The following is a 23,090-nucleotide window of genomic DNA, read 5'->3' as shown; positions in this document are numbered from 1 at the left end:
AACATGGGCGATGCGGCCGACAGGGACATGACCGGTTCGCAAAGCGTCGATCGTGCGGCCAAGCTCCTGTCGCTGGTCGGCCGCCAGATGGACGGCATGTCTCTGAGCGCCGTCGTGGAGCAGAGCGGCCTCAACAAACCAACGGTTCGCCGCCTCCTGCTTGCCCTGATCAGGGCCGGCCTCCTGGAGCAGGACGACCGCGACCGGCGCTATTATGTCGGTGAAGAAGCCTATGTGCTCGGCACCCTCGCATCGAGCCGGCACGGGCTCCTGCGCCTGTCGACGGAAAGCCTGCATCGCCTGGCGCAGAAGACCAGCGACTCCTGCTTTCTCTCCGTACGCCGCGGAGCGTCGTCGGTCTGTCTCCACCGGGAGGAGGGGAGCTTTCCGATCCGCACCCACGCACTCCAGGCGGGCTTCGTGCACCCGCTGGGCGTCGGCGCCGGCTCTCTGGCCATGCTGGCGGCTCTTTCGGACGAGGAGGTTTCGTCCGTTCTGGACCAGAATGCCGCCGTGCTCGAGGAGCAGTTTCCGATGCTTGGGCCGGACGAACTGCGCCGCCGCGTCGAGCTTGCCCGCGCTCAGGGCTATGCGGTCAATCCCGGCCTTATCCTCACCAACTCCTGGGGTGTGGGCGTCGCAATCCGCTATCCCGGCGGCGGCGTCGCCGGGGCCATCAGCATTGCCGCCATCGACAGCCGCATGCAGGAGCCGCGGCAGAGCGAATTGGCAGCTCTTCTCAGGCAGGAAGCGTCACGCATCGAGAGCAAGCTCGCCGAGCAGTTCCGTGACCGCGGGACGCGACACATAGCCTCCATTGCAAGACCTCTCAAAAGGAGATTGTCCAGATGACCAAGGCGCAGATCGTAGGCTGGGCCCATTCCCAGTTCGGCAAGACCGACTACGCGGACACAGAGGCGCTGATGGCCGCGGTCGCAGCGCCGGCACTTGCACATGCCGGTCTTGCCGCCTCGGATGTCGACGGCATCTTTGTCGGAGTCATGAATGGCGGCTTCTCGAAGCAGGAGTTTCAGGCCGCACTTGTCGGCATGACCGACGAGGCGCTTGCTCACGTCCCGTCCGTGCGGCTTGAAAATGCGTGCGCGACAGGCTCGGCGGCGATCTATACGGCGATGGACTTCATCGAGGCCGGCCGCGGCCGCATCGCGCTCGTCATCGGTGCCGAGAAGATGACCGCCGTTCCGACGGCAGCAGTCGGCGATATCCTTCTGGGCGGCAGCTACCGGAAAGAGGAAGGCGACGTGGAAGGGGGCTTTGCCGGCGTCTTCGGCCGCATAGCACAGCATTACTTCCAGCGTTACGGCGACCGTTCCGAGGAACTTGCGATGATCGCGGCCAAGAACCACGAAAACGGCGTAGCCAACCCTTACGCCCATATGCGAAGGGATTTCGGTTTCGCGTTCTGCAACACCGTTTCGGAGAAGAATCCGATCGTCGCGACCCCGTTGCGCCGCACCGACTGCTCGCTCGTCTCGGACGGGGCGGCCGCCCTCGTGCTCGCCGACGCGGACACGGCTGCGACGCTGCAGCGGGCAATCGCCTTCCGGGCCCGCAGCCACGTCAACGACGTGTTTGCGCTCAGCCGCCGGGACATGCTGGATTTCGACGGCCCACGGCGAGCCTGGAAAGCGGCACTTTCCATGGCCGGCGCCACGCTGGACGATCTCTCCTTCGTCGAGACGCATGACTGCTTCACCATAGCCGAGATGATCGAATACGAGGCGATGGGCCTGACCGCACCCGGCGAAGGCTACCGTGCGATCCGCGACGGAACCACCACCAGGAGCGGAAGCCTGCCGGTCAACCCCTCCGGCGGCTTGAAATCCAAGGGTCATCCGATCGGCGCGACGGGGGTCTCGATGCACGTCATCTCCGCCATGCAGCTTATGGAGGAGGCGGGCGAAATGCAGATCCCCGGCGCCGGTCTCGCCGGCATCTTCAACATGGGCGGCGCTGCCGTCGCAAACTATGTCTCCATCCTGGAACGGGCGAAATGACGAGCAACGAACCCCACGGCGGCGTCACCCCCGTTTCGACGCGAGTCATGAACCTCGGCAATTTCCTTTCGCAGGCAGCGAGACGGAATCCGGACGAGATCGCCCTCGTTCACGGCGATCACCGGTGGCGCTGGAACGAGCTGGAGGCGCGGGTCGACGCCATGGCATATGCGCTCGTCCATGAGTTCGGCGTGCGCAAAGGAGACCGGATTCTCGTCCACTCCGCCAACTGCAACCAGATGTTCGAGTCCATGTTTGCGGCGTTCAGAGCAGGTGCGGTCTGGGTTCCGACGAATTTCCGCCAACTGCCGGAGGAGGTCGCCTATCTGGCTCAATCGAGCGGTGCCAGGCTGGTGATATTTCAGGCCGCCTTCGAGGCCCATGCCGAAGCATGTCGGGCTGCGGGCGAGCAGATCGGATCATGCATCCCGATCGGCGCGTCACGGGTCGGCGAAGACTATGACGCGATCGTTGCGCGCAATCTTGGAAAGTCGATTTCGCCCGTTGCCGTCGATCGCGATGATCCATGCTGGTATTTCTATACGTCCGGCACCACCGGCCGACCCAAGGCTGCCGTGCTGACGCACGGGCAAATGGCCTTCGTCATCAACAACCATATCGGCGATCTCTTTCCGGCTACGACCCATCGCGACCGGTCGATCGTCGTTGCGCCGCTGTCGCACGGCGCCGGCATCCATCAGCTGTGCCAGGTCGCAAGGGGCGCAACCACGATCCTCTTGCCGTCCGAGAAGCTCGATATACCGCAGTTCTGGGCCCTCGTCGAAAAATGGAGGGTCAACAACCTCTTCGCCGTACCGACTATCGTAAAGCTGCTCATCGAGGATCCGTCCGTCGACCGGTACGACCACTCGTCGCTGCGCTATGTCATCTATGCCGGTGCGCCGATGTACCGTGCCGATCAGAAAAAGGCGCTGGAAAAGCTCGGCGCCGTCCTGGTGCAGTATTTCGGGCTCGGCGAAGTGACGGGAGCGATCACCGTCCTGCCTCCCGCCTTCCACAGCGCGGAGGATGGCCCGGATGCGCGTATCGGCACCTGCGGTTTCGAGCGGACGGGCATGCAGCTGCAGATCCAGGACGACGACGGCAACGAAGTCCCGGCGGGCGCGACCGGCGAGATCTGCGTGATCGGCCCGGCGGTTTTTGCCGGCTACTATCGGAACCCCGAAGCCAACGCCAAAGCGTTTCGCAACGGCTGGTTTCGTACCGGCGACCTTGGCCATGTCGATGCGCAAGGCTTCCTTTACATCACCGGCCGCGCCTCCGACATGTTCATTTCGGGCGGGTCCAACGTCTATCCGCGCGAGATCGAGGAAAAGCTCCTGATGCATCCGGATATCAGCGAGGCGGCGATCGTCGGCGTTCCCGATCCGGTCTGGGGAGAGGTCGGCATCGCGGTTTGCGTCGCACGTGACGCTGCGTCAGTCGACGCGGCGGCTCTGAGGGAATGGCTGGACGGGAAGATTGCCCGCTACAAGCTTCCGAAGAAGATCGTGTTCTGGTCCGAAATGCCAAAATCGGCCTATGGCAAGATCACCAAGAAGCTGATCCGCGAGGAACTCGAACGGCGCGGCGAACTGGACATCGGTTTCGTTGGCATCGGGGACCGCAGGAGTGCTGCCCCATGAGCGATGGAATGAAATCCGTACTCGTCACGGGAGGAGCATCCGGTATCGGCCTCGAAATAGCGAGACTTCTCAACGATCGCGGCTGGAGGGTCTATCTGGTGGATCGCAATGCCGATGCGCTGGCGGACGCATGTCGCGCGATCCCGATCGATCCCGCGCAGGCAATCGCCTGCAGCGTCACGGATGAAAAGGAGGTCGCATCGGCCATCGAGACCGCGGCGGCGAGGGCACCGCTGCGGGCGGTCATCAATTCGGCGGGCATCGCGATCGACAGGCCTGCCGTCGAGACCAGCGTCGACGATTTCCGCCGCATTCTGGACGTCAATCTGACCGGCACGTTCATCGTCTGCCGTGAGGCGGCGCGTCATTGGCTGGCGACGGCCACGCCCGGTGCAATCGTCAACATCTCCTCCGTATCGGGTCTTGTCGGCAACAAGGGACGCGCCGCCTACGGCGCCTCCAAAGGCGCGGTCAATCTGCTCACCTACATTCTCGCGACCGAGCTCGGACAGGATGGAATTCGCGTCAATGCCATCGCTCCCGGCGCCATCGACACGCCTTTGTCGCGTGCCGTCCATACGGATGACGTGCGTGCGCAATGGCACGAGCGCATCCCCCAGCGCCGCTACGGTTCTTCGGGCGAAGTCGCGGCCAGCGCGGCGTTCCTGATCTCGGAGGAGGCGAGCTATATCAACGGCCAGGTGCTGGCGGTCGATGGAGGATTCGTCAACGCCGGTCTGGCTTTGAAAGGACGATGATGCGGAGCCTCCGCCAACCCGGCGTGCCGTTCACGCCGAGGGTGATCTCTCTCGGGTGCCACGCCGAGAAGACGCGATTGACCTTCAAACCGGGCCGGAGCGTGCTCGAAGCCGTCCAGGAGGCGCTCGCTGAAAAAGGCTGCGACAGCGCGATCGTAGAGGTCAGGGGCGGTGCGTTTGCGCCGCTTGCCTATGTCGCACCGACTCTCTCGCATGACGGTCTTCATGCCGCCTGGTACAGCGACATACATGCGCCTAATGGCCGCGCGCCCATCGAAGATCTGGTCATGACATTCGGCCGGCGCGACGGGGAGCCGTTCCTGCACGGCCATGGTGTCTGGCGGCACGAGGACGGTTTCCGCGCGGCCGGGCACGTGATGCCGAAGGATTCGCAATTCGCCGAACCGGTGGAGGCGGAAGCCTGGATACTGTCGGGCGCCATCATGGATCAGCTGGAGGACAGCGAGACCCGATTCCGTCTGTTCACGCCTGTGCCTCATGCCGCCGCACCGGCCATCACTCCGCGGCGCGCCGTTCTCTGCCGGTTGAAGCCGAACGAACCGATCCATTCGGCGATCGAGCGCACGGCAGCCGAGCACGGAATCGAACGGGCGACGTTGCACGGCATCGGCAGCCTCGTCGGCTGCACGTTCGCCGACGGCCAGGTCATGGAATCGGCCGCTTCGGAATTGCTCATTCGCAAGGGGACGCTTTCACCCGAGCGGAGCGGACAGGCCAAAGCGAAGCTCGACATCGCGATCGTCGATACGGAATGCACCATTTTCGAGGGTGAGATAGCCTACGGCGTTGACGCCGTTTGCATAACGTTCGAGGTGCTGATCGTCGAAGAGTGACGGTCGAGGGCGAGCCTCACTCCTTCTTCGCTGTGTTTCGCCGCTCGAGCAATTGCTGGAAAATATCGGCCTGCCGGTCTGCCGCCGAGCGTATGGCGGCAAGGTGGTCGAGCATCGCGCCGAAGGCGACGAGGAGGAGGCCGCCGGCAATCGCCGGAAAGGCCCAGGGGAGGACGGCGACGAGGGTTCTCACGTCGGGAGAGGGAACCAGTGTCATCGCCAGCAAAACCAGCGTTCCGATGACGATCGCACCGCCCAAGAACTCCAGAAATCTTCCCATCCTTCCTCCCCGTATGTTTCGGCGTGCGCGGTTACATCCCGTCCCGGTTCCGCAACCCGTCTCCTGATGCCTGCTGCGTCCTCATGGCGGAGCCGATATGCCTTCAGAAAAAACCCGGCGATTGCCGGGTCATTGATCGAAACTCCTGCGGCGATCAGAATTTCACGCCGACGCCGACGGTAAACTGGTGTTGGTCGAGGTCGACATCGACGCCGCCCACATCCTTGTCTCCGAAATCGTTGTAACGATATTCCGCGCGTCCGAAGACGCTGTCGGTGAAGCCGTAGTCGACGCCTGCGCCGATGGTCCAGCCGTTGAAGGTTTCCTTTTCCTTGGACGCGCCGGCGACATCGACGAAGCCGCGCGTTACAGCCCAACCGCCAGTGCCGTAAATCAGCGTCCGGTCGTTTACGGTGTAGCCGAGGCGGGCGCGCACGGATCCGGAAACATCCGTCCCGGTTTCGTTGTTGGACCCGAAGACGGTGACGGTCTCATCGTTCCAGTTGTAGCTGACATCGCCCTCGACGCCGACGACCCAGTCGCCATGCTGATAGTTGTAGCCGGCGAAGGCGCCGAAGAGGCCGCCGCTGAATTTTTCGGAGGCGCTGCCGCCCGGGACGCTGAGGTCGCTGTTCAACCAGCCACCCCCGCCCTGCAGGCCGAGATAACCGCCCGTCCATACGAAGCTGGATACCGCCTCGACCGTCGGCGCCGGCTCCGGTGCCTGTGCCAAATCGGCTGCATGGGCCGCTCCCCCGAGCAGCGAAGCCCCGAAGACTGCAACAAGCACATTTCTGATCATCACAGATGCCTCCTGTTGTTGCGGCAGAGATTAGCAACATATCGGGAGCGAGTCTGCGAAAAACAACGCCCTCGAACCGCCCGTTCCAGGGGAAAGAAAGAGGGCCGGCGGTTCGTTCCGGCCGGCCCTTCCGAAAGTAGCGGAAAAAGGGGAACATCATCTCCGAGCGGGCCTGCAAATGCCCGCGAAGAGATCGATTGCCGGTCGATAATGCCCTAACGCTCGTTTGCCATTTGACATACTGCGCATAAAATTTGACGTTACGCGCATGATTGCGAACCGTTCTGCACAATCGCCGATTGAGGTCGTGGTGGTCGTCCTGCCCGAGTCGTCGATCATGTCCTTTGCCTCGGTCCTCGATCCGATGCGCGCGGCAAATCGAGTGGCGGGGCACGAGGTCTTCCGCTGGCGGCTGCTGTCCGCCGACGGCCAGGCGGTGATGCTGACCTGCGGCGTCCCGATTGCCGTGGACGGCAGTTTCACCTTGCCCGTCGTGGGAGATCTTCTTGTCATCATCGGCGGGTTCAATCTTCAAAGGCACGCCGGCAAGCGCTTTCTCGCGACCCTGCAGGAATGTGCGCGACATTTCGACATCGTCGCAGGTGTCGAATCCGGGTGCTGGCTGCTCGGCCGTTCCGGGCTCATCAATGGCCGCAAGGCTACGGCCCATTGGGAGGAGCTCGAAGATTTCAGCCAGGCTTTTCCGGAATTGGAGGTGATCGGCGACCGTTTCGTGATCGACGGAAAATACTGGACCTCAGGCGGCGCGTCGCCGACCTTCGACATGATGCTGCATCTCGTCGCGGAGAGGCTCGGGCCTGCACTGGCGCTCGATGTTGCGAGCATTTTCGTCTACGACCAGATGCACGGCCCGACGGATGTCCAGCCTTTTGTCTCGCTCGGCCGCATAGAGGCACGCGACCCGGAGCTTGCCGCGGCCATCAGGCTCATGGAGCGCACGCTCGAGCGTCCGATGACCGTCGCGGCGCTGGCGCGCCGGCTTTCCGTCTCGCAGCGCAAGCTCGAAACGCTCTTCGCCAAAGGCCTCTCGACGAGCCCCGGCGCCTATTACCTGCGCCTCAGGCTGCAGGTCGCCCACCGGCTTGTACGTGATACCGGAATTCCGATGCGTGACATCGCCCTGCGTTGCGGATTCGACAGTCTCTCCGCCTTTTCGCGCGCCTATCGCCGCGAATACCGGACGAGCGCATTGAAAATGCGCAGTGCACGTGGCGCAGGTGTTACACCGGACGCATCAGGCTGAGGTTTGTTGAAATTCGGATAGCCCCCGCGGCTTGTTTTCCTCATTCCTGTGCTTGTCACAGGAATCCAGCCAGACCAAGTCCTTGGGCTGAAAGAACCCTTCCCGCGCCGCCGACGCGGCGCTGCTCTCATCCCTGTACAGCGCCGCGCGTCTTACGAGACGCGCAACGGCCGCTGTAGTGATCGAGAGGGGCAATCGACTTGCGCCAAAACGGTCACCTTCGTGCGTGTCCGGTCGACCCGGCAAGTGAGCAGGCCTCTTCGAATTCCTTGACCGTCTCCGGTTCGTTGTCCTCCGGCAGCACGGCATCAGCCATGTCGGCGCGGTCAGCCGAAGCGGCTGCATCGCCTTCGTAGACATAGGACTGGATGTAATAGGCCAGTTCACCCTTCCATACGTTCCTGCCGTCTATCTGCCGGCAGGCCACGGCAGTTTCGAAGTCGGACTGGAGATCATCGACCGTCGCGGTGGCCGAGACGAGACTCGAAGGCGCCGCGAGTGAGGCAATCAACAAAGCGGTAAACATGGTGGCAGCCCTCCGGAAGCGAACCTATGGGGAAACGGCGGGATGATTCCTTGGTTCCCCTCGATAGAGGGCGATTCCGATTCGGAAGGAAGCAGCAATTTTACACGAATCAGTTTTTGCTGAAAAGCGATGTGTATGTGCCACACCATCTCGAAATGCGCGGAAACGAGAGCGTGAGCATTTCCGCGCACCGAAGAAGCGCGGAAATGCTCTGGATCACGATGATTTCAGGCCGTGTCGACCAGGATCATGAACATGATCTATAAGTGTGAGCGGGATGCGGTTGAAAAGCGCATAGGCTTTTCCTCATCCCGCTCCAATGCCTCTTACTGAACGACCTGGACGACCGTGTAGGTTCTTGGGTCGACGATCACGCGTTGGTTGTTGACCACGGCGAACGCGTAGGAGGGGTTCTCTGGAACGGGCGTCAGCGCCACGGTCCGCGGTAGCGGACGACCGACGGCGATCCGCTCCTGCAGCACAACGGTATCGGCGGGAACCGGCTGCTGTCGCACATAGGTTACGACCTGCTGCGGCGGAGGAGCGATAACCGCGCCGGCGACGAGGCCGACCGCGCCACCGATGGCAGCGCCGACGGGACCGCCAACAATAGCGCCGGTAACGGCTCCGCCAGCGGCACCCGTCACCGCACCTTGGTTGGTGTCGTTTGCAATAGCGGGCGCGGCAAAGATGCCCGTTGCGATCGCGGTAACAATAAAGATCTTGGCGTTCATCTATCGTACTCCCTTGATATACGATAATAGAACGACGTATCGCTCGATTTGTTCCTGATTTTACTGACGGTTGTGCATCGGCATATAGTAACGATACGTTACTTTGGTGAAATATACCGTGACGGCGGGCGAGTTGCAGGCACGACCCGGCGCCTTGGGAAAGCCCCAGAGCGACGCTGCCCGAAGGGACTACTGGGACACCGCTCTGGGGCCACTCGCGGGGTCCGCCGTCCAGCGGCGGCTGGCTTTGGACCTCCCGATCTCTCTGCAACAATCGCCGATGGATTAGTTGCAGCCTTCCATGCGAACAATATCGCAGCCGGCAGTCCAGCGTATCGGACCTTTGGCCGGCCAAGAGCCTTATGACCCAGGGACCAAAGTCCGGCAGCTCAGTGATTTGTCTGCGTCTACGGCCGCATCCGCCGCAAACCGCGCACGCATCGAAGCCGCGGCGGACGTGGAGTTACGGCGATAAAAAAGCCCCGCTCGATGGCGGGGCAGGGACGCATCCGCTTGGCAAACGAAATGCGGGGAAAGATGTAGCTCCAATGCAGCTACGACGCGGACGCTATCTCTGAGCCGAACGGGTGGGAAGGTCTGAATCTCGGTTTCCGGTACGCCGCTGCGAATAAATCCGCGGGAATCCCTGGTGAAGCTGCGAAAAGCCGGGATCGGCTGGCCGCGCCATGGAACGATCTTCTCAGTTCAGCTCAAGCCGAAGAACGACAAGATCGCTATCACGATCACAACGAGGCCGACGAGGTAGATAATCTGATTCATCGATCAACTCCTTTCTTCACGAGTGAACGGCCACGCCGCGGGTAAGTTCCAGGCCGGCGATAAACGCGGGGCCGGCCTGGGGCCTTAAACCGAGCCTGCGAGGGCCGCTCTCACCGCCGTCAGGTCAGTTGATGACCTGAACGACCGTGCGCGATTTCGGCTCTACGATGACACGCTGCTCATTGACCACCGCATATGCATAGGTCGGATTCTGCGGGACCGGCGTCAGCATAACCGTTTCGGGAACAGGCTTGCCGACCGCGATCGGCTGCTGAACGACGACCGATGGCGGTGCCGGCTGCTGCTGAACATAAGTGACCACTTCGGGGGGAGGCGGCGTGAGTGCGCCGCCGAGCGTGGCGCCAACCACCGCGCCGACCCCGGCCCCGATCGGGCCGCCGAGAATGGCGCCGGTGGCGGCACCGCCGACCATGCCGGTTGCCGCGTTGGTACCGTCGGCTTGCTGCGCGACAGCACCGCTGGCGATGAGCGCGACAGTCGCAGTAATAAATACGAGCTTCTTCATAGCATTTCCTCTCGTTGAACTCGTCACTCAACGGGGAAATAAGCAAGCGGTTCCACTCCTTGGACTTTAGTCCGACTCAATGTCGGACGATTTCCCGATTAATCGTGCGGACTTCGGGGATATATTTCCTTGATAGTGAATTTTCTTGAGTAAGGCTCGTTCATCAGCGGTTCAGGCATGATGGCCCAAGCTCATAGGCAGCGAGAAGGAGTCGATGATGAAAAAGCTCTTATCCGCCCTCACAGCCTTAGTCCTGACTGCGCCTTTTTCCCTTCCGGCAAGCGCCGCACCCGATATTCGTGCCTGCGCCGGAGCAGGTGAAGACCGACGCTGTCGAGCAGGTCAATCACCGCCGCCATCGCCATTGGCGCACGCAGCGCCACTGGAACAGACGCTACGCTTGGCGTTCCTGCCGCTACTACGGCAGGTGCTATCCCCGCCATTACAGGCACTATAGCTATCGAGACTATCACCGCTACCATCGGCGGCCGGGCGTGACGATCTATTTCAATTTCTAGCGACGGTTCACACGGATGCTAGTCCTTCCTCGAAGCGCATTCGGGGAGGGATTTCTTTTGCGGCGGATGGATGTCATCGGTGCCAACGCGCACCACGAGCATTCCTGCGAAACTTTGCAAGCGATCGTCTGAGTTTCGTCATGTTCTGAGCGACTTGCTCGATCGTGAGCAAGTGCTTTTCATTCTCCAACACGATGGCAGTCCCACATCTCCTGCAAGGGAGTTCGTCGTTCGCTTTCACCCAAGCGACGGGCTTACTGGTCTCATGGCCGCATTCGGGGCAGGGGATACCGATCTCTTCATTATCGAACATAGCAGCACTCCGGTTGAGTGCGAATCACAGCACAACCTATTTCGAGGCGCAATGCTTACTCTCTGACTAAAAAGGGCTAGAAACGGTGGTCGCGACCGCATCCTTATGGGGCATGAGGGAGAGCCAACAGTGCGGTGTGCGGGTGCGTCAATCGGCTGCCCGCGCAGTACCAATGGCCACGAAAAAGCCCCGCACGATGGCGGGGCAAGCCCTCATCCAGTTGCCTTCATTGGACTCGGGGACGCAGCCGGAATGCAGCTGCGCAGAGACGCTATCTGCGGTTTCATCAGCGAGAAAGGTCTGATTCCGCGATTCCGGTACGCCTCTTCAAAATACCTGGGCAGGTAAAGCGCTTTTGCACATTTACATCAAGCGCGATTTTCCGCCTACTGATCACATCAGCGGCATCGGCCCAATACCAATCAGAATATCCACGCGCGCGGAACGCAGTGTCAATGAACGGTGCGGATCGACTGATCGAGAAAGCTGCGTATTCCGTCGCGATGGACGGTCGCCAGAAATTCCTGGAAAGCATCGCGGTCGGTAGCGAACAGATCATCCCAGACGGTCGAATATCCCTCTTGATCGACGACCTCGAGCGTCCAGTCCGCGTTGGTGCCGGCCGGGCGATATATGCCGATGGTGACCATGATGTCGTCGTCGACAAATTCGCCGGAGAACTCGGAAAACTCGTACTGCTGTTCGTTTTCGGTCATCGATCTCTTATAGCATGTGGGAGTGCCGAGGGGCAGCCTTCATGACGTCACCCCCGTATGGATGCAGGTATATCTGTTCGGGTCCCAGGTGCCGTCCTGACAGGGGACATCGGCAATGCCGGATACGAGCAGGAACAGCAGCAGCACTGCGATCAGAGTGGCCGCCAGGGCGAGTAGTCTCATGGCGCGCACGTTACGCTTCAATATTGCTTACTCCAGACCACGCCATGCTGATCTTTTCAGCGTTCAACTGAAGACAAATAGCAGCCAAACGAGCACAAAGGCGGAGATGATGATCACTGCCACCGCAATCAGTTCAACTCTTCGTCCCATCTTCTACGGCCATTCGGAAAATCATGTTGCTAACTTGGGGCAAACAGCAGAACCACAGCGATAACGGTCAACAACGGCCCCATCCAGCGAAAATGCCCTGTGAGTTGAACGAGCCACGGCGCTTGAGTATTCGTCTGGACGAAGCCAAAACCTGCCGCTGTCATCCAGAGACCAGCGCCAAACATGATTATCTGATCGATATTGGCCATTGTCACAGGTTCGAACGTGTTACTTGGTCGGCTTCACAAGCGAGATGACCCGCGGCTTAGACGGCGCGTCCAGCCATTCGATCCACGTGTCACGTTCCTCGATCGTGTCGAAAAACCGCCAGAGCTTATACTCTTCTTCGGTGGTGTCCAGCATCTCGCCAACGGTCACGAGTTCCAGGGGCAATGTCACCTCGTTGCCGTCGAACCGAACGAAATAGAGCCCCTCGGCAGCGAGCCGGATCACTTGACCGGTGGAGTAACTCCCATCGGCGGCGTCGACCGTATAGTACATGCCGGTCAAGGTTTCGAAAATTTTGCTGCTCATCGGTTTCACATGCCAGTTCAGGAAATGGGAATCAGAGGTTCGCCCAGGCCGCCGGCAAACGCAAGAGATCACCACGATAGACTCGGCGCCGCGTCGACAGATCAAAGCGACGACCACGGAGGCAGCGATGGACGCGCGCGCTGGAAGGTACTTCAGGTGGCTTCTGTGGAACATCTGCATCGCCGCGTTGACGGCGGCACGAGCCATTGGTCAAACCTCGCCATGGCAGGCAAGCGCTTCAACAACAGCCGCCGCGAGCGCGACTGGCTGAGTTACGCGTCCTGGCGACGCAAAGCGTTTTAGGACCAATCAGAGCTACAGTTTCCAATGGCCAGCGCGGTCACCATCTGCGCCCGCACCAGGAGCGCCGGCCGGTAATCTACCGCCAGTAACTCCGCCCGTTGTCGATTGACGATCGGCCCATAACGTAGCCGATTGCGAAGGCGAGGGCGCCGACTGTGAGCGCCAGGCCGGTTGCTGTGTATGGGTGATCTGCGGCGCCGGCCACCACAGCGTTAGCCTCGCGGCTCACTGCGTCGGTGGCTGTCTTCGCTACCTTTCGGACACCAGTGGGCGGTTCGGTCGGTGTCCCGGTGAAGCCGGCGCTCAGTTCGTCTTTGGCCATGTTGTTTCTCCTGCTGGGGAAGGAGGAACCGACGACCGGCGGGGAGGTTCCGGATATCAGTGAACCGACCGGATCTGCGCATTGCGTAGATTCGATTTAGCAGGACACCATCAACGCACCCATTCATCAGCAGTTCAGCCTCCACGGTGCAATCTCATCCGCACCGAGGAGGATCCCTTCATGAGAAAGTTTTTGTCGGCCCTCACAGCCGCAGTTTTGGCTGCGTCCTTCGCCTTGCCCGCGAGAGCCGCGCCGATCTTCGTGCCTAGGCCAGAGCAGGTGAAGACGGGCGCGGTTGAGCAGGTCGACCACCGACGCAACTGGCGAGACAGCCATTGGAACAGGCGGCAGGCTTGGCGTTCATGCCGCTACTACGGCAGGTGCTTCCCACGCTATGACTACACCCAGAGCTACGGCTACCGTGACGATTACCGCTACAACCGTCGACCGAGCGTCAATATTTACTTGAATTTCTAGCGGCTCGCTGACGCGGGCTTAGTGCAAGGCTGTGATCTGATGCCGACGCCAAGCTGGCCGGTGGCGGAAGGCGAGGGTAAAGCTAGAAAGATCATGCAAAGCGTTGTTTGATTGTCTTTTTATGGTGAGCGCGCAGGGATTCGAACCCTGGACCTACTGATTAAAAGTCAGTTGCTCTACCGGCTGAGCTACGCGCTCCCATGCCGGGCCTGCAGGCCCGGCGGAGTGGCCGGACATATGCACGCAGGCTTTGCGCCGGTCAACCCAAAAATTGCACTAAACCATCATTATGGGTTCGAAGCGAGCGGCCCTGTGCGCGGCCGTCCCCGTCGGTGCGGCCATGGCTCGGTGCGTCAAAATGATCGCCAAAAGGTGATTGGTTTCGCTCCATACATGCGGGTAAGAAGGCGGCAAGTCGAGTGCCGGAGTTCTGATACCTTGTCGATTGCAGATATTTCCATCTGGACCGCCGTTCTGGCAGGTGCTCTGTCCTTTCTCTCGCCCTGCGTCCTGCCCCTGGTGCCGCCTTACCTGTGCTATATGGCAGGCGTTTCCGTCGACCAGTTCCGGGACGGAAATGCCGTGGCAACCGCAAGCACGCGCAGGGCCGTCCTGCCGGCGGCGCTGTTCTTCACGCTCGGCTTTGCGACGGTCTTCGTGGCGCTCGGGGCGGGCGCCTCTTCGATCGGTCTTTTGCTCAGGCAGCATCTCGATCTTCTTTCGCGCATAGGCGGGATCATCATCATCGTCATGGGATTGCATTTCCTCGGGGTCTTCCGGATCGGCCTGCTTGCCCGCGAGGCACGTTTCCAGGGTGGCAAGCCGGCAACCCTGTCTGGAGCCTATGTCATGGGTCTTGCCTTCGCCTTCGGCTGGACACCGTGTATCGGCCCGGTGCTGGGCACCATCCTGGGTGTTGCCGCCGCGCGCGATACGGTCGCCGACGGCGCTGCTCTGCTGGCGATCTATTCGCTCGGGCTCGCAGTGCCGTTCTGGATCGCGGCGGGCTTTTCCAGTGCCTTCATGCGTTTTCTTTCGCGTTTTCGCCGCCATCTGGGGCTCATCGAAAAGCTGATGGGCGCTCTGCTCGTCGCCGCCGGCCTTGCTTTCCTCTTCGGTTTCGTCAGTTCCGTCGCGATCTGGTTCCAGCAGACCTTCCCAATTCTCTCCCAAATCGGCTAAGCACGCCCAGCTACAGCTTCCGGGCGGAAAACGTCACCCACTTTTCCCGGACGCGCTGAGTCTTCGAACAACGCACTTCCGGACGGAAAACCGCTACGCACTTTTCCTGGAAGCGCTGAGTCTTTAAACAACGCACTTCCGGACGGAAAACCGCTACACACTTTTCCTGGAAGCGCTCCAGCAGCGGCGAGGGAGATCATGGCGGAAATCACGGGTCTGGTGCTGCCGTTCTTCGGCCTCATCTTTCTCGGCTACCTGACGGCGCGCCTCGTCGACCATCCGGGCGAGGCGATGGGCTGGCTGAACACGTTCATCGTCTACCTGGCGCTGCCGGCGCTCTTCTTCAAGCTGGTATCGCGCACGCCGGTGGAGGAGCTTACCCGTGCCGATTTCATCCTGACCAGCGTAGGCACGACCTATGTCGTCTTTGCTCTGATCTTCGCCATAGGGCTGTTCCTTCGCCGCAATACGGTTGCCGAGGCGACGATGCAGGGCTTCGCCGGTGCTTATGGCAATATCGGCTACATGGGCCCCGGCCTGGCGCTGCTGGCTCTCGGGGAGACGGCGGCCGTTCCGGTGGCGCTGATTTTCTGCTTCGAGAATGCAGCGCATTTCACCGTCGCTCCGGCGCTGATGGCGGCTGCGGGTGGCAGCAAGCATAAGCCTGCAGTCGTCGCGCTCGGCATTGCGCGCCGGATAGCCTTTCATCCATTCATCCTGTCGACCTTTGCCGGCGTCGCCGCGGCTTTTTTCTCATTCGAAGCCCCGCTGCCGCTGCAGCGGCTGATAGACTACCTGGCGCAAGCGGCGGCGCCTTGCGCCCTGTTTGCGATGGGGGTCACGCTTGCGCTGCGCCCGCTTAAGCGTATTCCCGCGGAGATCGGTTACATCGTTCCGGCAAAGCTCGTGCTTCATCCGGTGCTCATGTATCTGACGCTCAGCCTTGGCGGTGCCTACGATCCCATCTGGGTACAGACGGCAGTGCTGCTCGCTTCGCTGCCGACCGCAACCAATGTGTTCGTGATCGGCCAACAATACGGCGTCTGGCAGGAGCGGGCATCGGCGACGATCCTCATCACGACGCTGCTCTCCGTCGCGACGGTCACCGGGCTGCTATACCTCATACGCTCAGGCGCTCTTCCGGCGGATCTGTTCCCGTAAACCCTCCTTGAACGCCTGCAGCGCGCTGCCGGGGTGAATTCCCTCGCGCATCAAAAGTCCGCGCAACGGGCCTGCAGAGGAGAGGAGATGCAGGCCAGCCGCACGCAAGGCCTGCACCGGCAGGAAATTCGAGAGCAGCGAACGGTTGAGCAGGTCGACGCTCGCCGTGCGGCTGAGAATGTCGGCGCGCCGCCGGCCATCGAAGCGGTCGCCTGTGTCTGCCGGCAGGCGGCTGCCCGTTGGCCGGCCGACGAGATCGACAAGGGTCATGATGTCGCGAAGACTGAGGTTCAGCCCTTGGGCCCCGATCGGTGGAAAGGCATGGGCGGCTTCGCCGACGAGCAGGACGCGACCCTTGCCGAAACGACGGGCAGAAAGGCCGGAAAGCGGAAATGATTGCGGCATTCCCTCTGTCGTGACCTTGCCGAGAATCGACTGCATTCGATCCTCGATCGTGCGCGAGAGGATATCCGGTGCAAGCGTCAGCATCTCCTCGGCATCGCGAGGCTTCAGGACCCAGACGAGGCTCGAGCGATTGCCGGGAAGCGGCACCTGCGTAAACGGACCGCTTTCCGTATGGAACTCGGTCGAAACGTCCTGATGCGGCAGTTCATGGCTGAAATTCAGGACGATAGCAGCCTGGGGATAGGACCAGGTGCGAACGCCGATCCCGGCCGCCTTCCGCACGGCCGAGCGTCGCCCGTCGGCGCCGACCACCAGATCGGCAGTGATCGAGCGGCCATCGCCAAGGCCGATCCGAATCTCTGCGCCGTCGATGTCGATTCTCGTTGCCGCGGCGGTCGCACGCTCGAGCGTCGGCAGTTCCGCTTCGTGCCTTTCCAGAATCTCGAGGAAGGGCGCGTTCGGAATGTTGTAGCCGAAAGCCTCGAGGCCTACTTCGGAGGCGCGGAAATTGACCGGGGGCGCCCGAAAAAGCCGCCTAGTCCCGTCGAGGATGTGAATGGCGACCAGTGGTGCCGTCAGCGGCTCGACCTCATCCCAAAGATCGAGCTTCCTCAAATATTCGATCGACTGGTCCATGAGCGCGGTGGTGCGGCCGTCGGCGATGGCAGGCCGCGGGCCGACGAGCGCAACACGGTGACCATCGCGTGCAAGAGCGATGGCCGCCAGCGAGCCGGCAAGCCCCGCGCCGATTATTGCGATGTCATAGTGATCCATGGCCGACAGGCCCTCCCGTGCGGTTGCCCGCTTTCGTCTCGATATTGCAGCCTGAAGTGCCCGCGTTCATCCGAAGTCCTTCAGCGTGCTGTTCGTGCCCACAGCTTCGGGCGACATGCTTTAGTTCTAGCCGCTTACCCCATTGAAATAAATGGGCAGAATCACCGCAGCGGCATGCGCCGCATGTCCACAGGACAATACCGCCTCAAAGTGGCGAACGGTTGGAATTTGCTGGCGATGCTCGGCAAACGGTGCATATTACGGCCAAAGTGGTGCCGGTGCTGAAATTAGCGGCTGACTGGCGGCGCAGAGGGACCGGGACAAGGGACAGGGCGGCTTCGCACATGAAGTTCTTCAATTACAGACGCGTTCCTTACGCGGAAATCCGCGCCTTTTCCGTGCATATCCTTACAGCGTCCGGATCGTTCCTGGCCTTTCTCGGCGTCGTCGCTGCGGCAGAGCACCGCTTCGTCGACATGTTCTGGTGGCTCGGTCTGGCCTTGCTCGTCGACGGCATCGACGGGCCGATCGCCCGCAAGGTCCAGGTCAAGGAGGTGTTGCCCAACTGGTCGGGCGATACGCTCGACAACGTCATCGACTATGTGACCTATGTACTGCTGCCGGCCTTCGCGCTCTACCAAAGCGGCATGATCGGCGAACCCTGGTCGTTCGTTGCCGCCGGAGCGATCGTGGTCTCGAGCGCTATCTACTATGCGGATATGGGGATGAAGACGGATGAGTATTTCTTCTCCGGATTTCCGGTCGTCTGGAATATGGTCGTCTTCACCCTTTTTGTGATCCAGGCGAGCGAAGTCACTGCATCGATTGTCGTCTTCCTCTCCGTGATTTTGACGTTCCTGCCCATCAACTTCCTGCATCCGGTGCGTGTGAAAAGGCTGAGGCCGCTCAATCTCGGCGTCTTTCTCATCTGGTCGGTGCTCGGCATGTATGCCTTGCTCCTGCATTTCAAGACCCCGCCCTGGGTGGTGGTGGGCGTCGTGGCAACCGGGCTTTACCTCTACGTCATCGGTTTCATACTGCAGATATTCCCGAAACTCGGGCGTGCCTGAGCGCGATCGGTTAGGCTCGGCCCGAAATCATCGCAATCGATTAGGAGTTGGACATGGCACAGGCGATCGTCGTTCGCGAACTTGGCGGACCGGAAGTTCTGAAGATGGAGGGCGTGACGCTTGCGGCGCCCGGACCCGGCGAAGTGCAGATCCGGCAGGTGGCGATCGGCCTCAATTTCATCGACGTCTATTTTCGCACCGGCCTCTACAAGTCGGCGACCGGCCTCCCCTTCGTTCCGGGCAAGGAAGGCGCCGGAGTAGTGACTGCGGTGGGTGATGGGGTCAGCATGTTTTCGGTCGGCGACCGAGTCGCCTATGCATCCGCTGACGGCGCCTATGCCAGCGAGCGCAACGTAGACGCCTCGCAACTCTTGAAGGTGCCGGACGGAATCAGCCTGGAGACGGCGGCTGCGATGATGCTCAAGGGCATGACAGCGCAATACCTTCTCAACCAGACCTTCAAGGTAGGCCCGGAGACGACCTTGCTCTTTCACGCCGCCGCCGGCGGCGTCGGGCTCATTGCGGGGCAGTGGGCCAAGGCACTTGGTGCGACGGTGATCGGAACAGCCGGATCGCAGGAGAAGATCGATCTTGCTCTTGCCCATGGCTACGACCACGTCATCAACTACCGCACGGACAACTTCGTGGAGCGCGTCAAGGACTTGACCGGCGGGCGCGGCGTCGATGTTGTCTATGATTCCGTTGGGCGCGACACCTATCCGGCCTCGCTCGACTGCCTGAAGCCGCGCGGCCTCTGGGCCAGCTTCGGCAATTCCTCCGGGCCGGTGGATGCTTTCAACATCGGTATCCTGGCGCAGAAGGGCGCGCTCTATGCGACGCGCCCGACGCTCTTCACTTATGTCGCGACCCGGCCGGCCCTGGAGGCATGTGCAAATTCCCTCTTTGATGTTGTGCAAAGCAACAAAGTGCGTATCAATATCAATCAGACCTATCCGCTCGCCGAAGCCGGTCGGGCGCATACGGATCTCGAAACAAGAAAAACAAGTGGAACGACATTGCTGATTCCCTGACAGAAGCCTTAAGGCGCCGGCGTCTTATCGGACGCGAAGGTCGCCGTAGTCTTCACGTTGCTGCAGGTTCTTGTCGATTGATCGGGTACGATCAAAGGAACGTGCAGTATGGCGAGCGGGGATCGAAGAGGGGAAGAGGGCAGCGTGCCTGAAAAGGGACAAACCGCGAGCGGCCCGCTGCTGGCCGTTCGCAACCTTACGAAATTGTTCGGCTCGTTCGCGGCCTGCAATGCAATCGATCTGCAGATAGAACCCGGAGAAATCCACGCGCTGCTCGGCGAGAACGGCGCGGGAAAGTCGACGCTGGTGAAGATGCTGTTCGGCGTGCTCGCGCCGAGCGCCGGCGAGGTCATGTGGCAGGGGTCGAATGTTCGCATCGGCAGCCCGAGCGACGCCCGCCGGCTCGGCATAGGCATGGTCTTTCAGCATTTCTCTCTGTTCGAGGCACTGACGGTCGCCGAGAATATCGCCCTTTCGATGGACAGGTCGGTTTCGCTTGCCCGGGTTGCCGAGGAAGCGTCACGGCTGTCGCGCATCTATGGCCTGCCGCTCGATCCGAAGGCGCATGTCGCCGATCTCTCGGTCGGCGAAAGGCAGCGGATCGAAATCGTCCGGGCTCTCCTGCAGAACCCGCAGCTCATCATTCTCGACGAACCGACTTCGGTGCTGACGCCCCAGGAAGCCGACCGCCTTTTCGAGACGCTGCAGAAATTGCGATCGGAGGGGCGTTCCGTCCTTTATATCAGCCATCGTCTGGAGGAAGTGCAGCGCATCTGCGACCGCGCGACGGTGCTGAGACACGGCAAGGTAACCGGCGCCTGCGATCCGCGCACGGAAACGCCCGCCTCTCTTGCACGCATGATGGTAGGCAGCGACGTTGCCGTCGTGACGCCGGAGGGAACGAGCACCAGAGGCGACGTGCAGTTGGAGGCGCGGCATCTTTCCGTCGCGGCGCGCACGCCCTTTGCGGTCGCCTTGAAGAACATCTGTCTCAAGGTCAGGGCAGGCGAGGTGCTCGCGATCGCCGGTGTGGCCGGCAACGGGCAGAGCGAGCTCTTCGATGCGCTGTCGGGCGAATATCCGGTCGCCGACGACAATGCCATCCAGATCCGCCAGCGGCCGGTGGGGACCAGAAACATCAATGCCCGCCGTCTGATGGGCGCCGGTTTTGTGCCGGAGGAGCGCCATGGGCACGCCGCGGTCTCGGCGCTGTCGCTCTCCGACAATCTCGTGCTCGCGCGCAGCCAATCGGATCGCCGGGCTTTTCTCGGCGGCGGCGCACTGAAGATCATCCGCCACGGCGCCGTCCAGGCGGCGACGAAGCGGATTGCCGAGGCGATGGACGTGCGCAAGAGCGGCGAGGATCCGCCGGCCGGATCACTCTCCGGCGGCAATCTGCAGAAGTTTATCGTCGGACGGGAACTCGACCGTCAGCCGGCCGTGCTCGTCGTCAACCAGCCCACTTGGGGCGTCGACGCCGGAGCGGCGAGCCGTATCCGTCAGGCCTTGGTCGATCTCGCAAAAGCGGGATCCGCTGTCCTTGTCATCAGTCAGGACCTCGATGAAATATTCGAAGTGGCGACCGAGATTGCCGTCATAAGCGACGGGCGTCTCTCCGATCCCTATCCGGCCCGTGAACTTTCGCGCGAAAAGATCGGCCTGTTGATGGGTGGCATGCATGGCCGATCGGAAGGCGGGGCGGAAGGTACGGGAGCAGCGCATGCGGATTGAACTCGAAAAGCGCGCGAAGGCCTCGACGCTGTTTTCCATCCTCTCGCCGTTCATCGCTTTTGCGCTGACCATCATCTTCGGCGGCGTGATGTTCGCATTGCTCGGCAAGAATCCGGCGACCGCGCTCTACAGCTTCTTCGTGGAGCCGCTGAGCGAGGTCTGGTCGCTGCACGAACTCGCGATCAAGGCGGCGCCACTGATCCTGATCGGCGTCGGGCTCTCCGTCTGCTTCCGCTCCAACAACTGGAACATCGGCGCAGAAGGGCAGTTCATCATGGGCGCAATCGCCGGCTCGGCCCTCCCGGTACTCTTCTACGATTGGCAGTCGCCGTTGATACTGCCGCTGATGATGCTTCTCGGCATGCTCGGTGGAGCGCTCTTCGCCGCGATACCGGCCTTCCTGAAGGCGCATATGAATACGAACGAGATCTTGACGAGTCTGATGCTGGTCTATGTGGCCCAGCTCTTTCTCGACTGGCTCGTGCGTGGCCCTTGGCGCAACCCTCAAGGTATGAACTTCCCGGAAACGCGAACGTTCGGCGCGGACGCTATCCTTCCCGAAATGCTCGCCTCGGGGCGTACGCATTGGGGTTTTGCCTTTGCGATCATCGCGGCGGTGCTGGTGTGGTTCATGATGCGCTATACGTTGAAGGGATTCGAAATCACCGTTCTCGGCCAATCCGAGCGGGCAGGGCGCTTTGCCGGCTTTTCCTCGCGCAGGATGATCTGGTTCTCGATGCTGTTTTCCGGCGCGCTGGCGGGGCTCGCCGGCATTTCGGAAGTGAGCGGAGCCATGCAGCAGCTGCGTCCTGTGATCTCGCCCGGTTACGGCTTCACCGCCATCATCGTCGCGTTCCTCGGCCGGCTCAATCCGCTCGGTATCGTGGCCGCCGGTCTCATCCTGGCGTTGACTTATCTCGGCGGTGAGGCCGCGCAGCTTTCGATCGGCGTATCCGACAAGGTGACGCGCGTCTTCCAGGGGCTGCTGCTGTTCTTCGTGCTGTCGTGCGACGCGCTCATTCACTATCGCATCAGGCTGGTGTGGGATCGCTTCGCAGCGGTCAAGACGGAAGAGGCGCACTGATGGGCATAGTCGAAGCAATCCTCTTAAGCGTCATCACGGCTGCGACGCCACTGGTCCTCGCCGCCCTGGGCGAGCTCGTCGCCGAACGGTCCGGCGTGCTCAACCTCGGCGTCGAAGGCATGCTGATCATGGGAGCTGTCTGCGCCTTCGCGGCGACGCAGCTCAGCGGCTCGCCCTATGTAGGAATTCTTGCCGGCATCGCTGCCGGCGCCGTGTTTTCGCTGCTGTTCGGCTTCCTGACGCTGACGCTCGTTGCCAACCAGGTAGCGACCGGCCTGGCGCTCACGCTCCTCGGGCTCGGCGTTTCCGGAATGGTCGGAGAAAGTTTTCTCGGGATGCAGGGTATCAAGCTGCAGCCGATCGCAATTCCGCTCCTGTCGAAGATACCGGTCGTCGGACCGCTTTTGTTTCGGCAGGACGCGATATTCTATGCGTCGGTCGCGATCGTGGTGGGCGTCCATCTGTTTCTGTTCCGGAGCCGTGCGGGGTTGAAGTTGCGGGCGGTGGGCGACAGCCACGCCTCGGCCCACGCCCTCGGCGTGAACGTCATTCGCACCCGCTACCTGGCCGTTCTGTTCGGCGGCGCCTGCGCCGGACTTGCCGGCGCGCAATTGTCGCTCGTCTACACGCCTCAATGGGTGGAGAACATGTCGGCCGGCCGCGGCTGGATCGCGCTGGCATTGGTGGTTTTTGCCTCCTGGCGGCCCTGGCGCGTGGTCGCCGGAGGATATCTCTTCGGAGCCGTCTCGATAAGCCAGCTTCATGCGCAGGCTTTCGGCATCGGCATTCCGTCGCAGTTCCTCACTGCGCTTCCCTATCTCGCAACGATTGTCGTACTCATTCTCATATCGCATAACCGGCGTATGACCCTGATCAATACGCCGGCATCGCTCGGCAAGCCGTTTGTGCCGGACCGGTGAAGAACAACAGCCAGACGGACATTTCTCA

Annotated in this window: 27 protein-coding genes, 1 tRNA gene and 1 pseudogene; 16 read left to right on the top strand and 13 right to left on the bottom strand. The window is 61.5% G+C overall.

From position 1 onward, the window contains the following. The first annotated feature begins 3 nt into the window (after positions 1–3). From AC5J09_RS20850 to AC5J09_RS20830, 5 genes are read left to right on the top strand one after another with little or no spacing between them, the layout of a single operon-like run. Positions 4–852: an IclR family transcriptional regulator gene (locus tag AC5J09_RS20850; protein WP_275597889.1), complete on the top strand. Its 849-nt coding sequence runs from the start codon at positions 4–6 to the stop codon at positions 850–852. Further along, complete coding sequence (locus AC5J09_RS20845; protein WP_494298395.1) at positions 849–2,018, top strand: acetyl-CoA acetyltransferase; 1,170 nt, start codon at positions 849–851, stop codon at positions 2,016–2,018. The genes AC5J09_RS20850 and AC5J09_RS20845 overlap by 4 nt, the downstream gene beginning before the upstream one ends. After that, on the top strand, positions 2,015–3,664 hold the full coding sequence (locus AC5J09_RS20840; protein ID WP_494298394.1) for an acyl-CoA synthetase: 1,650 nt from the start codon (positions 2,015–2,017) through the stop codon (positions 3,662–3,664). The genes AC5J09_RS20845 and AC5J09_RS20840 overlap by 4 nt, the downstream gene beginning before the upstream one ends. Further along, complete coding sequence (locus AC5J09_RS20835; protein ID WP_494298393.1) at positions 3,661–4,422, top strand: SDR family NAD(P)-dependent oxidoreductase; 762 nt, start codon at positions 3,661–3,663, stop codon at positions 4,420–4,422. Before AC5J09_RS20840 ends, AC5J09_RS20835 begins: the two co-directional genes overlap by 4 nt. After that, positions 4,419–5,276, top strand: a complete 858-nt coding sequence (locus tag AC5J09_RS20830) for a PCC domain-containing protein (protein ID WP_494298392.1) — start codon at positions 4,419–4,421, stop codon at positions 5,274–5,276. The genes AC5J09_RS20835 and AC5J09_RS20830 overlap by 4 nt, the downstream gene beginning before the upstream one ends. 16 nt (positions 5,277–5,292) lie before the next feature. Here AC5J09_RS20830 and AC5J09_RS20825 read toward each other — a convergent pair whose 3' ends face one another. Together AC5J09_RS20825 and AC5J09_RS20820 are read right to left on the bottom strand one after the other, a co-directional pair. Next, positions 5,293–5,556: a hypothetical protein gene (locus tag AC5J09_RS20825; RefSeq protein ID WP_018095012.1), complete on the bottom strand. Its 264-nt coding sequence runs from the start codon at positions 5,554–5,556 to the stop codon at positions 5,293–5,295. Between the two features lie 154 nt (positions 5,557–5,710). Next, the gene (locus AC5J09_RS20820) at positions 5,711–6,358 is read right to left on the bottom strand and encodes an outer membrane protein (RefSeq protein WP_494298391.1); all 648 of its coding nucleotides are present in this window, start codon (positions 6,356–6,358) and stop codon (positions 5,711–5,713) included. Positions 6,359–6,626: 268 nt separating this feature from the next. Between AC5J09_RS20820 and AC5J09_RS20815 the strand changes: the two genes are divergently transcribed. Next, positions 6,627–7,622 (top strand): GlxA family transcriptional regulator, encoded by a 996-nt coding sequence (locus AC5J09_RS20815; RefSeq protein WP_494298390.1) that lies wholly within the window; start codon positions 6,627–6,629, stop codon positions 7,620–7,622. A gap of 214 nt (positions 7,623–7,836) precedes the next feature. Here the strand turns inward: AC5J09_RS20815 and AC5J09_RS20810 are convergent, their stop codons facing one another. The 3 genes from AC5J09_RS20810 to AC5J09_RS20800 form a co-directional block, all read right to left on the bottom strand. Next, the gene (locus AC5J09_RS20810; protein WP_018095009.1) at positions 7,837–8,148 is read right to left on the bottom strand and encodes a hypothetical protein; all 312 of its coding nucleotides are present in this window, start codon (positions 8,146–8,148) and stop codon (positions 7,837–7,839) included. 326 nt (positions 8,149–8,474) lie between these two features. Then, complete coding sequence (locus AC5J09_RS20805) at positions 8,475–8,882, bottom strand: DUF1236 domain-containing protein (RefSeq protein WP_003530981.1); 408 nt, start codon at positions 8,880–8,882, stop codon at positions 8,475–8,477. A gap of 904 nt (positions 8,883–9,786) precedes the next feature. Then, positions 9,787–10,188 (bottom strand): DUF1236 domain-containing protein, encoded by a 402-nt coding sequence (locus AC5J09_RS20800; protein ID WP_100673203.1) that lies wholly within the window; start codon positions 10,186–10,188, stop codon positions 9,787–9,789. A gap of 217 nt (positions 10,189–10,405) precedes the next feature. Here AC5J09_RS20800 and AC5J09_RS20795 point away from each other — a divergent pair. Further along, positions 10,406–10,706 (top strand): annotated as a pseudogene (locus AC5J09_RS20795) (hypothetical protein). A gap of 73 nt (positions 10,707–10,779) precedes the next feature. On the opposite strand, the gene AC5J09_RS20790 reads toward AC5J09_RS20795, so the two are convergent. The 5 genes from AC5J09_RS20790 to AC5J09_RS20770 form a co-directional block, all read right to left on the bottom strand. Then, positions 10,780–11,019, bottom strand: a complete 240-nt coding sequence (locus tag AC5J09_RS20790) for a hypothetical protein (protein WP_018095003.1) — start codon at positions 11,017–11,019, stop codon at positions 10,780–10,782. A 452-nt stretch (positions 11,020–11,471) separates the two neighbouring features. Next, complete coding sequence (locus AC5J09_RS20785; RefSeq protein WP_018095002.1) at positions 11,472–11,735, bottom strand: hypothetical protein; 264 nt, start codon at positions 11,733–11,735, stop codon at positions 11,472–11,474. Positions 11,736–11,774: 39 nt separating this feature from the next. Continuing rightward, the gene (locus AC5J09_RS20780) at positions 11,775–11,918 is read right to left on the bottom strand and encodes a hypothetical protein (protein WP_164866908.1); all 144 of its coding nucleotides are present in this window, start codon (positions 11,916–11,918) and stop codon (positions 11,775–11,777) included. A gap of 179 nt (positions 11,919–12,097) precedes the next feature. Next, positions 12,098–12,277: a hypothetical protein gene (locus AC5J09_RS20775; RefSeq protein ID WP_494298389.1), complete on the bottom strand. Its 180-nt coding sequence runs from the start codon at positions 12,275–12,277 to the stop codon at positions 12,098–12,100. A 19-nt stretch (positions 12,278–12,296) separates the two neighbouring features. Beyond that, the gene (locus AC5J09_RS20770; protein ID WP_494298388.1) at positions 12,297–12,602 is read right to left on the bottom strand and encodes a hypothetical protein; all 306 of its coding nucleotides are present in this window, start codon (positions 12,600–12,602) and stop codon (positions 12,297–12,299) included. 156 nt (positions 12,603–12,758) lie between these two features. Between AC5J09_RS20770 and AC5J09_RS20765 the strand changes: the two genes are divergently transcribed. After that, complete coding sequence (locus AC5J09_RS20765) at positions 12,759–12,905, top strand: hypothetical protein (RefSeq protein WP_494298387.1); 147 nt, start codon at positions 12,759–12,761, stop codon at positions 12,903–12,905. A gap of 76 nt (positions 12,906–12,981) precedes the next feature. On the opposite strand, the gene AC5J09_RS20760 is transcribed toward AC5J09_RS20765, so the two are convergent. Further along, complete coding sequence (locus AC5J09_RS20760) at positions 12,982–13,227, bottom strand: membrane protein (RefSeq protein ID WP_018094998.1); 246 nt, start codon at positions 13,225–13,227, stop codon at positions 12,982–12,984. A gap of 180 nt (positions 13,228–13,407) precedes the next feature. On the opposite strand from AC5J09_RS20760, the gene AC5J09_RS20755 reads away from it, so the two are divergent. Beyond that, positions 13,408–13,704, top strand: coding sequence for a hypothetical protein (locus AC5J09_RS20755; protein WP_100673208.1), 297 nt, complete (start codon positions 13,408–13,410; stop codon positions 13,702–13,704). A 122-nt stretch (positions 13,705–13,826) separates the two neighbouring features. Here AC5J09_RS20755 and AC5J09_RS20750 read toward each other — a convergent pair. Further along, positions 13,827–13,902, bottom strand: a tRNA-Lys gene (locus AC5J09_RS20750). Positions 13,903–14,142: 240 nt separating this feature from the next. Between AC5J09_RS20750 and AC5J09_RS20745 the strand changes: the two genes are divergently transcribed. Beyond that, on the top strand, positions 14,143–14,886 hold the full coding sequence (locus AC5J09_RS20745; RefSeq protein ID WP_026168597.1) for a cytochrome c biogenesis CcdA family protein: 744 nt from the start codon (positions 14,143–14,145) through the stop codon (positions 14,884–14,886). 198 nt (positions 14,887–15,084) lie between these two features. Then, positions 15,085–16,047: an AEC family transporter gene (locus tag AC5J09_RS20740; RefSeq protein ID WP_494298386.1), complete on the top strand. Its 963-nt coding sequence runs from the start codon at positions 15,085–15,087 to the stop codon at positions 16,045–16,047. Here the strand turns inward: AC5J09_RS20740 and AC5J09_RS20735 are convergent. Beyond that, on the bottom strand, positions 16,015–17,226 hold the full coding sequence (locus AC5J09_RS20735) for a UbiH/UbiF family hydroxylase (RefSeq protein WP_494298385.1): 1,212 nt from the start codon (positions 17,224–17,226) through the stop codon (positions 16,015–16,017). The two genes, AC5J09_RS20740 and AC5J09_RS20735, sit on opposite strands and share 33 nt — an antisense overlap. A gap of 344 nt (positions 17,227–17,570) precedes the next feature. Here AC5J09_RS20735 and pcsA point away from each other — a divergent pair, with 344 nt between their 5' ends. The 5 genes from pcsA to AC5J09_RS20710 all read left to right on the top strand — a co-directional run bounded on the left by pcsA (position 17,571) and on the right by AC5J09_RS20710 (position 23,062). Next, on the top strand, positions 17,571–18,296 hold the full coding sequence (pcsA, locus tag AC5J09_RS20730) for a phosphatidylcholine synthase (protein WP_100673211.1): 726 nt from the start codon (positions 17,571–17,573) through the stop codon (positions 18,294–18,296). 53 nt (positions 18,297–18,349) lie between these two features. Further along, a complete protein-coding gene (locus AC5J09_RS20725) occupies positions 18,350–19,327 on the top strand; it encodes a quinone oxidoreductase family protein (protein ID WP_100673212.1) in 978 nt (325 codons plus the stop codon). Between the two features lie 144 nt (positions 19,328–19,471). Next, positions 19,472–21,058 carry an ABC transporter ATP-binding protein gene (locus AC5J09_RS20720; RefSeq protein ID WP_494298384.1) on the top strand — a complete coding sequence of 529 codons (1,587 nt, stop codon included), beginning with the start codon at positions 19,472–19,474 and terminating at the stop codon, positions 21,056–21,058. Continuing rightward, a complete protein-coding gene (locus AC5J09_RS20715) occupies positions 21,048–22,142 on the top strand; it encodes an ABC transporter permease (RefSeq protein WP_494298383.1) in 1,095 nt (364 codons plus the stop codon). Before AC5J09_RS20720 ends, AC5J09_RS20715 begins: the two co-directional genes overlap by 11 nt. Further along, positions 22,142–23,062 (top strand): ABC transporter permease, encoded by a 921-nt coding sequence (locus tag AC5J09_RS20710; protein WP_018094990.1) that lies wholly within the window; start codon positions 22,142–22,144, stop codon positions 23,060–23,062. Before AC5J09_RS20715 ends, AC5J09_RS20710 begins: the two co-directional genes overlap by 1 nt. Positions 23,063–23,090: the final 28 nt, after the last annotated feature.

The organism is Sinorhizobium sp. (assembly GCF_059070375.1).
The sequence above is the reverse complement of the archived record's forward strand: the minus strand, read 5'-3'. Positions and strand labels throughout refer to the sequence as shown.

Bases quoted from the DNA above. Each gene is read 5' to 3' on its own strand.
- AC5J09_RS20850 (WP_275597889.1), top strand. From the start codon at position 4: ATGGGCGATGCGGCCGACAGGGACATGACCGGTTCGCAAAGCGTCGAT.
- AC5J09_RS20735 (WP_494298385.1), bottom strand. From the start codon at position 17,226: ATGGATCACTATGACATCGCAATAATCGGCGCGGGGCTTGCCGGCTCG.
- AC5J09_RS20835 (WP_494298393.1), top strand. From the start codon at position 3,661: ATGAGCGATGGAATGAAATCCGTACTCGTCACGGGAGGAGCATCCGGT.
- AC5J09_RS20790 (WP_018095003.1), bottom strand. From the start codon at position 11,019: ATGTTCGATAATGAAGAGATCGGTATCCCCTGCCCCGAATGCGGCCAT.
- AC5J09_RS20725 (WP_100673212.1), top strand. From the start codon at position 18,350: ATGGCACAGGCGATCGTCGTTCGCGAACTTGGCGGACCGGAAGTTCTG.
- AC5J09_RS20715 (WP_494298383.1), top strand. From the start codon at position 21,048: ATGCGGATTGAACTCGAAAAGCGCGCGAAGGCCTCGACGCTGTTTTCC.
- AC5J09_RS20800 (WP_100673203.1), bottom strand. From the start codon at position 10,188: ATGAAGAAGCTCGTATTTATTACTGCGACTGTCGCGCTCATCGCCAGC.
- AC5J09_RS20755 (WP_100673208.1), top strand. From the start codon at position 13,408: ATGAGAAAGTTTTTGTCGGCCCTCACAGCCGCAGTTTTGGCTGCGTCC.
- pcsA (WP_100673211.1), top strand. From the start codon at position 17,571: ATGAAGTTCTTCAATTACAGACGCGTTCCTTACGCGGAAATCCGCGCC.
- AC5J09_RS20740 (WP_494298386.1), top strand. From the start codon at position 15,085: ATGGCGGAAATCACGGGTCTGGTGCTGCCGTTCTTCGGCCTCATCTTT.
- AC5J09_RS20830 (WP_494298392.1), top strand. From the start codon at position 4,419: ATGATGCGGAGCCTCCGCCAACCCGGCGTGCCGTTCACGCCGAGGGTG.
- AC5J09_RS20770 (WP_494298388.1), bottom strand. From the start codon at position 12,602: ATGAGCAGCAAAATTTTCGAAACCTTGACCGGCATGTACTATACGGTC.
- AC5J09_RS20820 (WP_494298391.1), bottom strand. From the start codon at position 6,358: ATGATCAGAAATGTGCTTGTTGCAGTCTTCGGGGCTTCGCTGCTCGGG.
- AC5J09_RS20810 (WP_018095009.1), bottom strand. From the start codon at position 8,148: ATGTTTACCGCTTTGTTGATTGCCTCACTCGCGGCGCCTTCGAGTCTC.
- AC5J09_RS20840 (WP_494298394.1), top strand. From the start codon at position 2,015: ATGACGAGCAACGAACCCCACGGCGGCGTCACCCCCGTTTCGACGCGA.
- AC5J09_RS20805 (WP_003530981.1), bottom strand. From the start codon at position 8,882: ATGAACGCCAAGATCTTTATTGTTACCGCGATCGCAACGGGCATCTTT.
- AC5J09_RS20825 (WP_018095012.1), bottom strand. From the start codon at position 5,556: ATGGGAAGATTTCTGGAGTTCTTGGGCGGTGCGATCGTCATCGGAACG.
- AC5J09_RS20815 (WP_494298390.1), top strand. From the start codon at position 6,627: ATGATTGCGAACCGTTCTGCACAATCGCCGATTGAGGTCGTGGTGGTC.
- AC5J09_RS20845 (WP_494298395.1), top strand. From the start codon at position 849: ATGACCAAGGCGCAGATCGTAGGCTGGGCCCATTCCCAGTTCGGCAAG.
- AC5J09_RS20785 (WP_018095002.1), bottom strand. From the start codon at position 11,735: ATGACCGAAAACGAACAGCAGTACGAGTTTTCCGAGTTCTCCGGCGAA.
- AC5J09_RS20760 (WP_018094998.1), bottom strand. From the start codon at position 13,227: ATGGCCAAAGACGAACTGAGCGCCGGCTTCACCGGGACACCGACCGAA.
- AC5J09_RS20710 (WP_018094990.1), top strand. From the start codon at position 22,142: ATGGGCATAGTCGAAGCAATCCTCTTAAGCGTCATCACGGCTGCGACG.
- AC5J09_RS20775 (WP_494298389.1), bottom strand. From the start codon at position 12,277: ATGGCCAATATCGATCAGATAATCATGTTTGGCGCTGGTCTCTGGATG.
- AC5J09_RS20780 (WP_164866908.1), bottom strand. From the start codon at position 11,918: ATGAGACTACTCGCCCTGGCGGCCACTCTGATCGCAGTGCTGCTGCTG.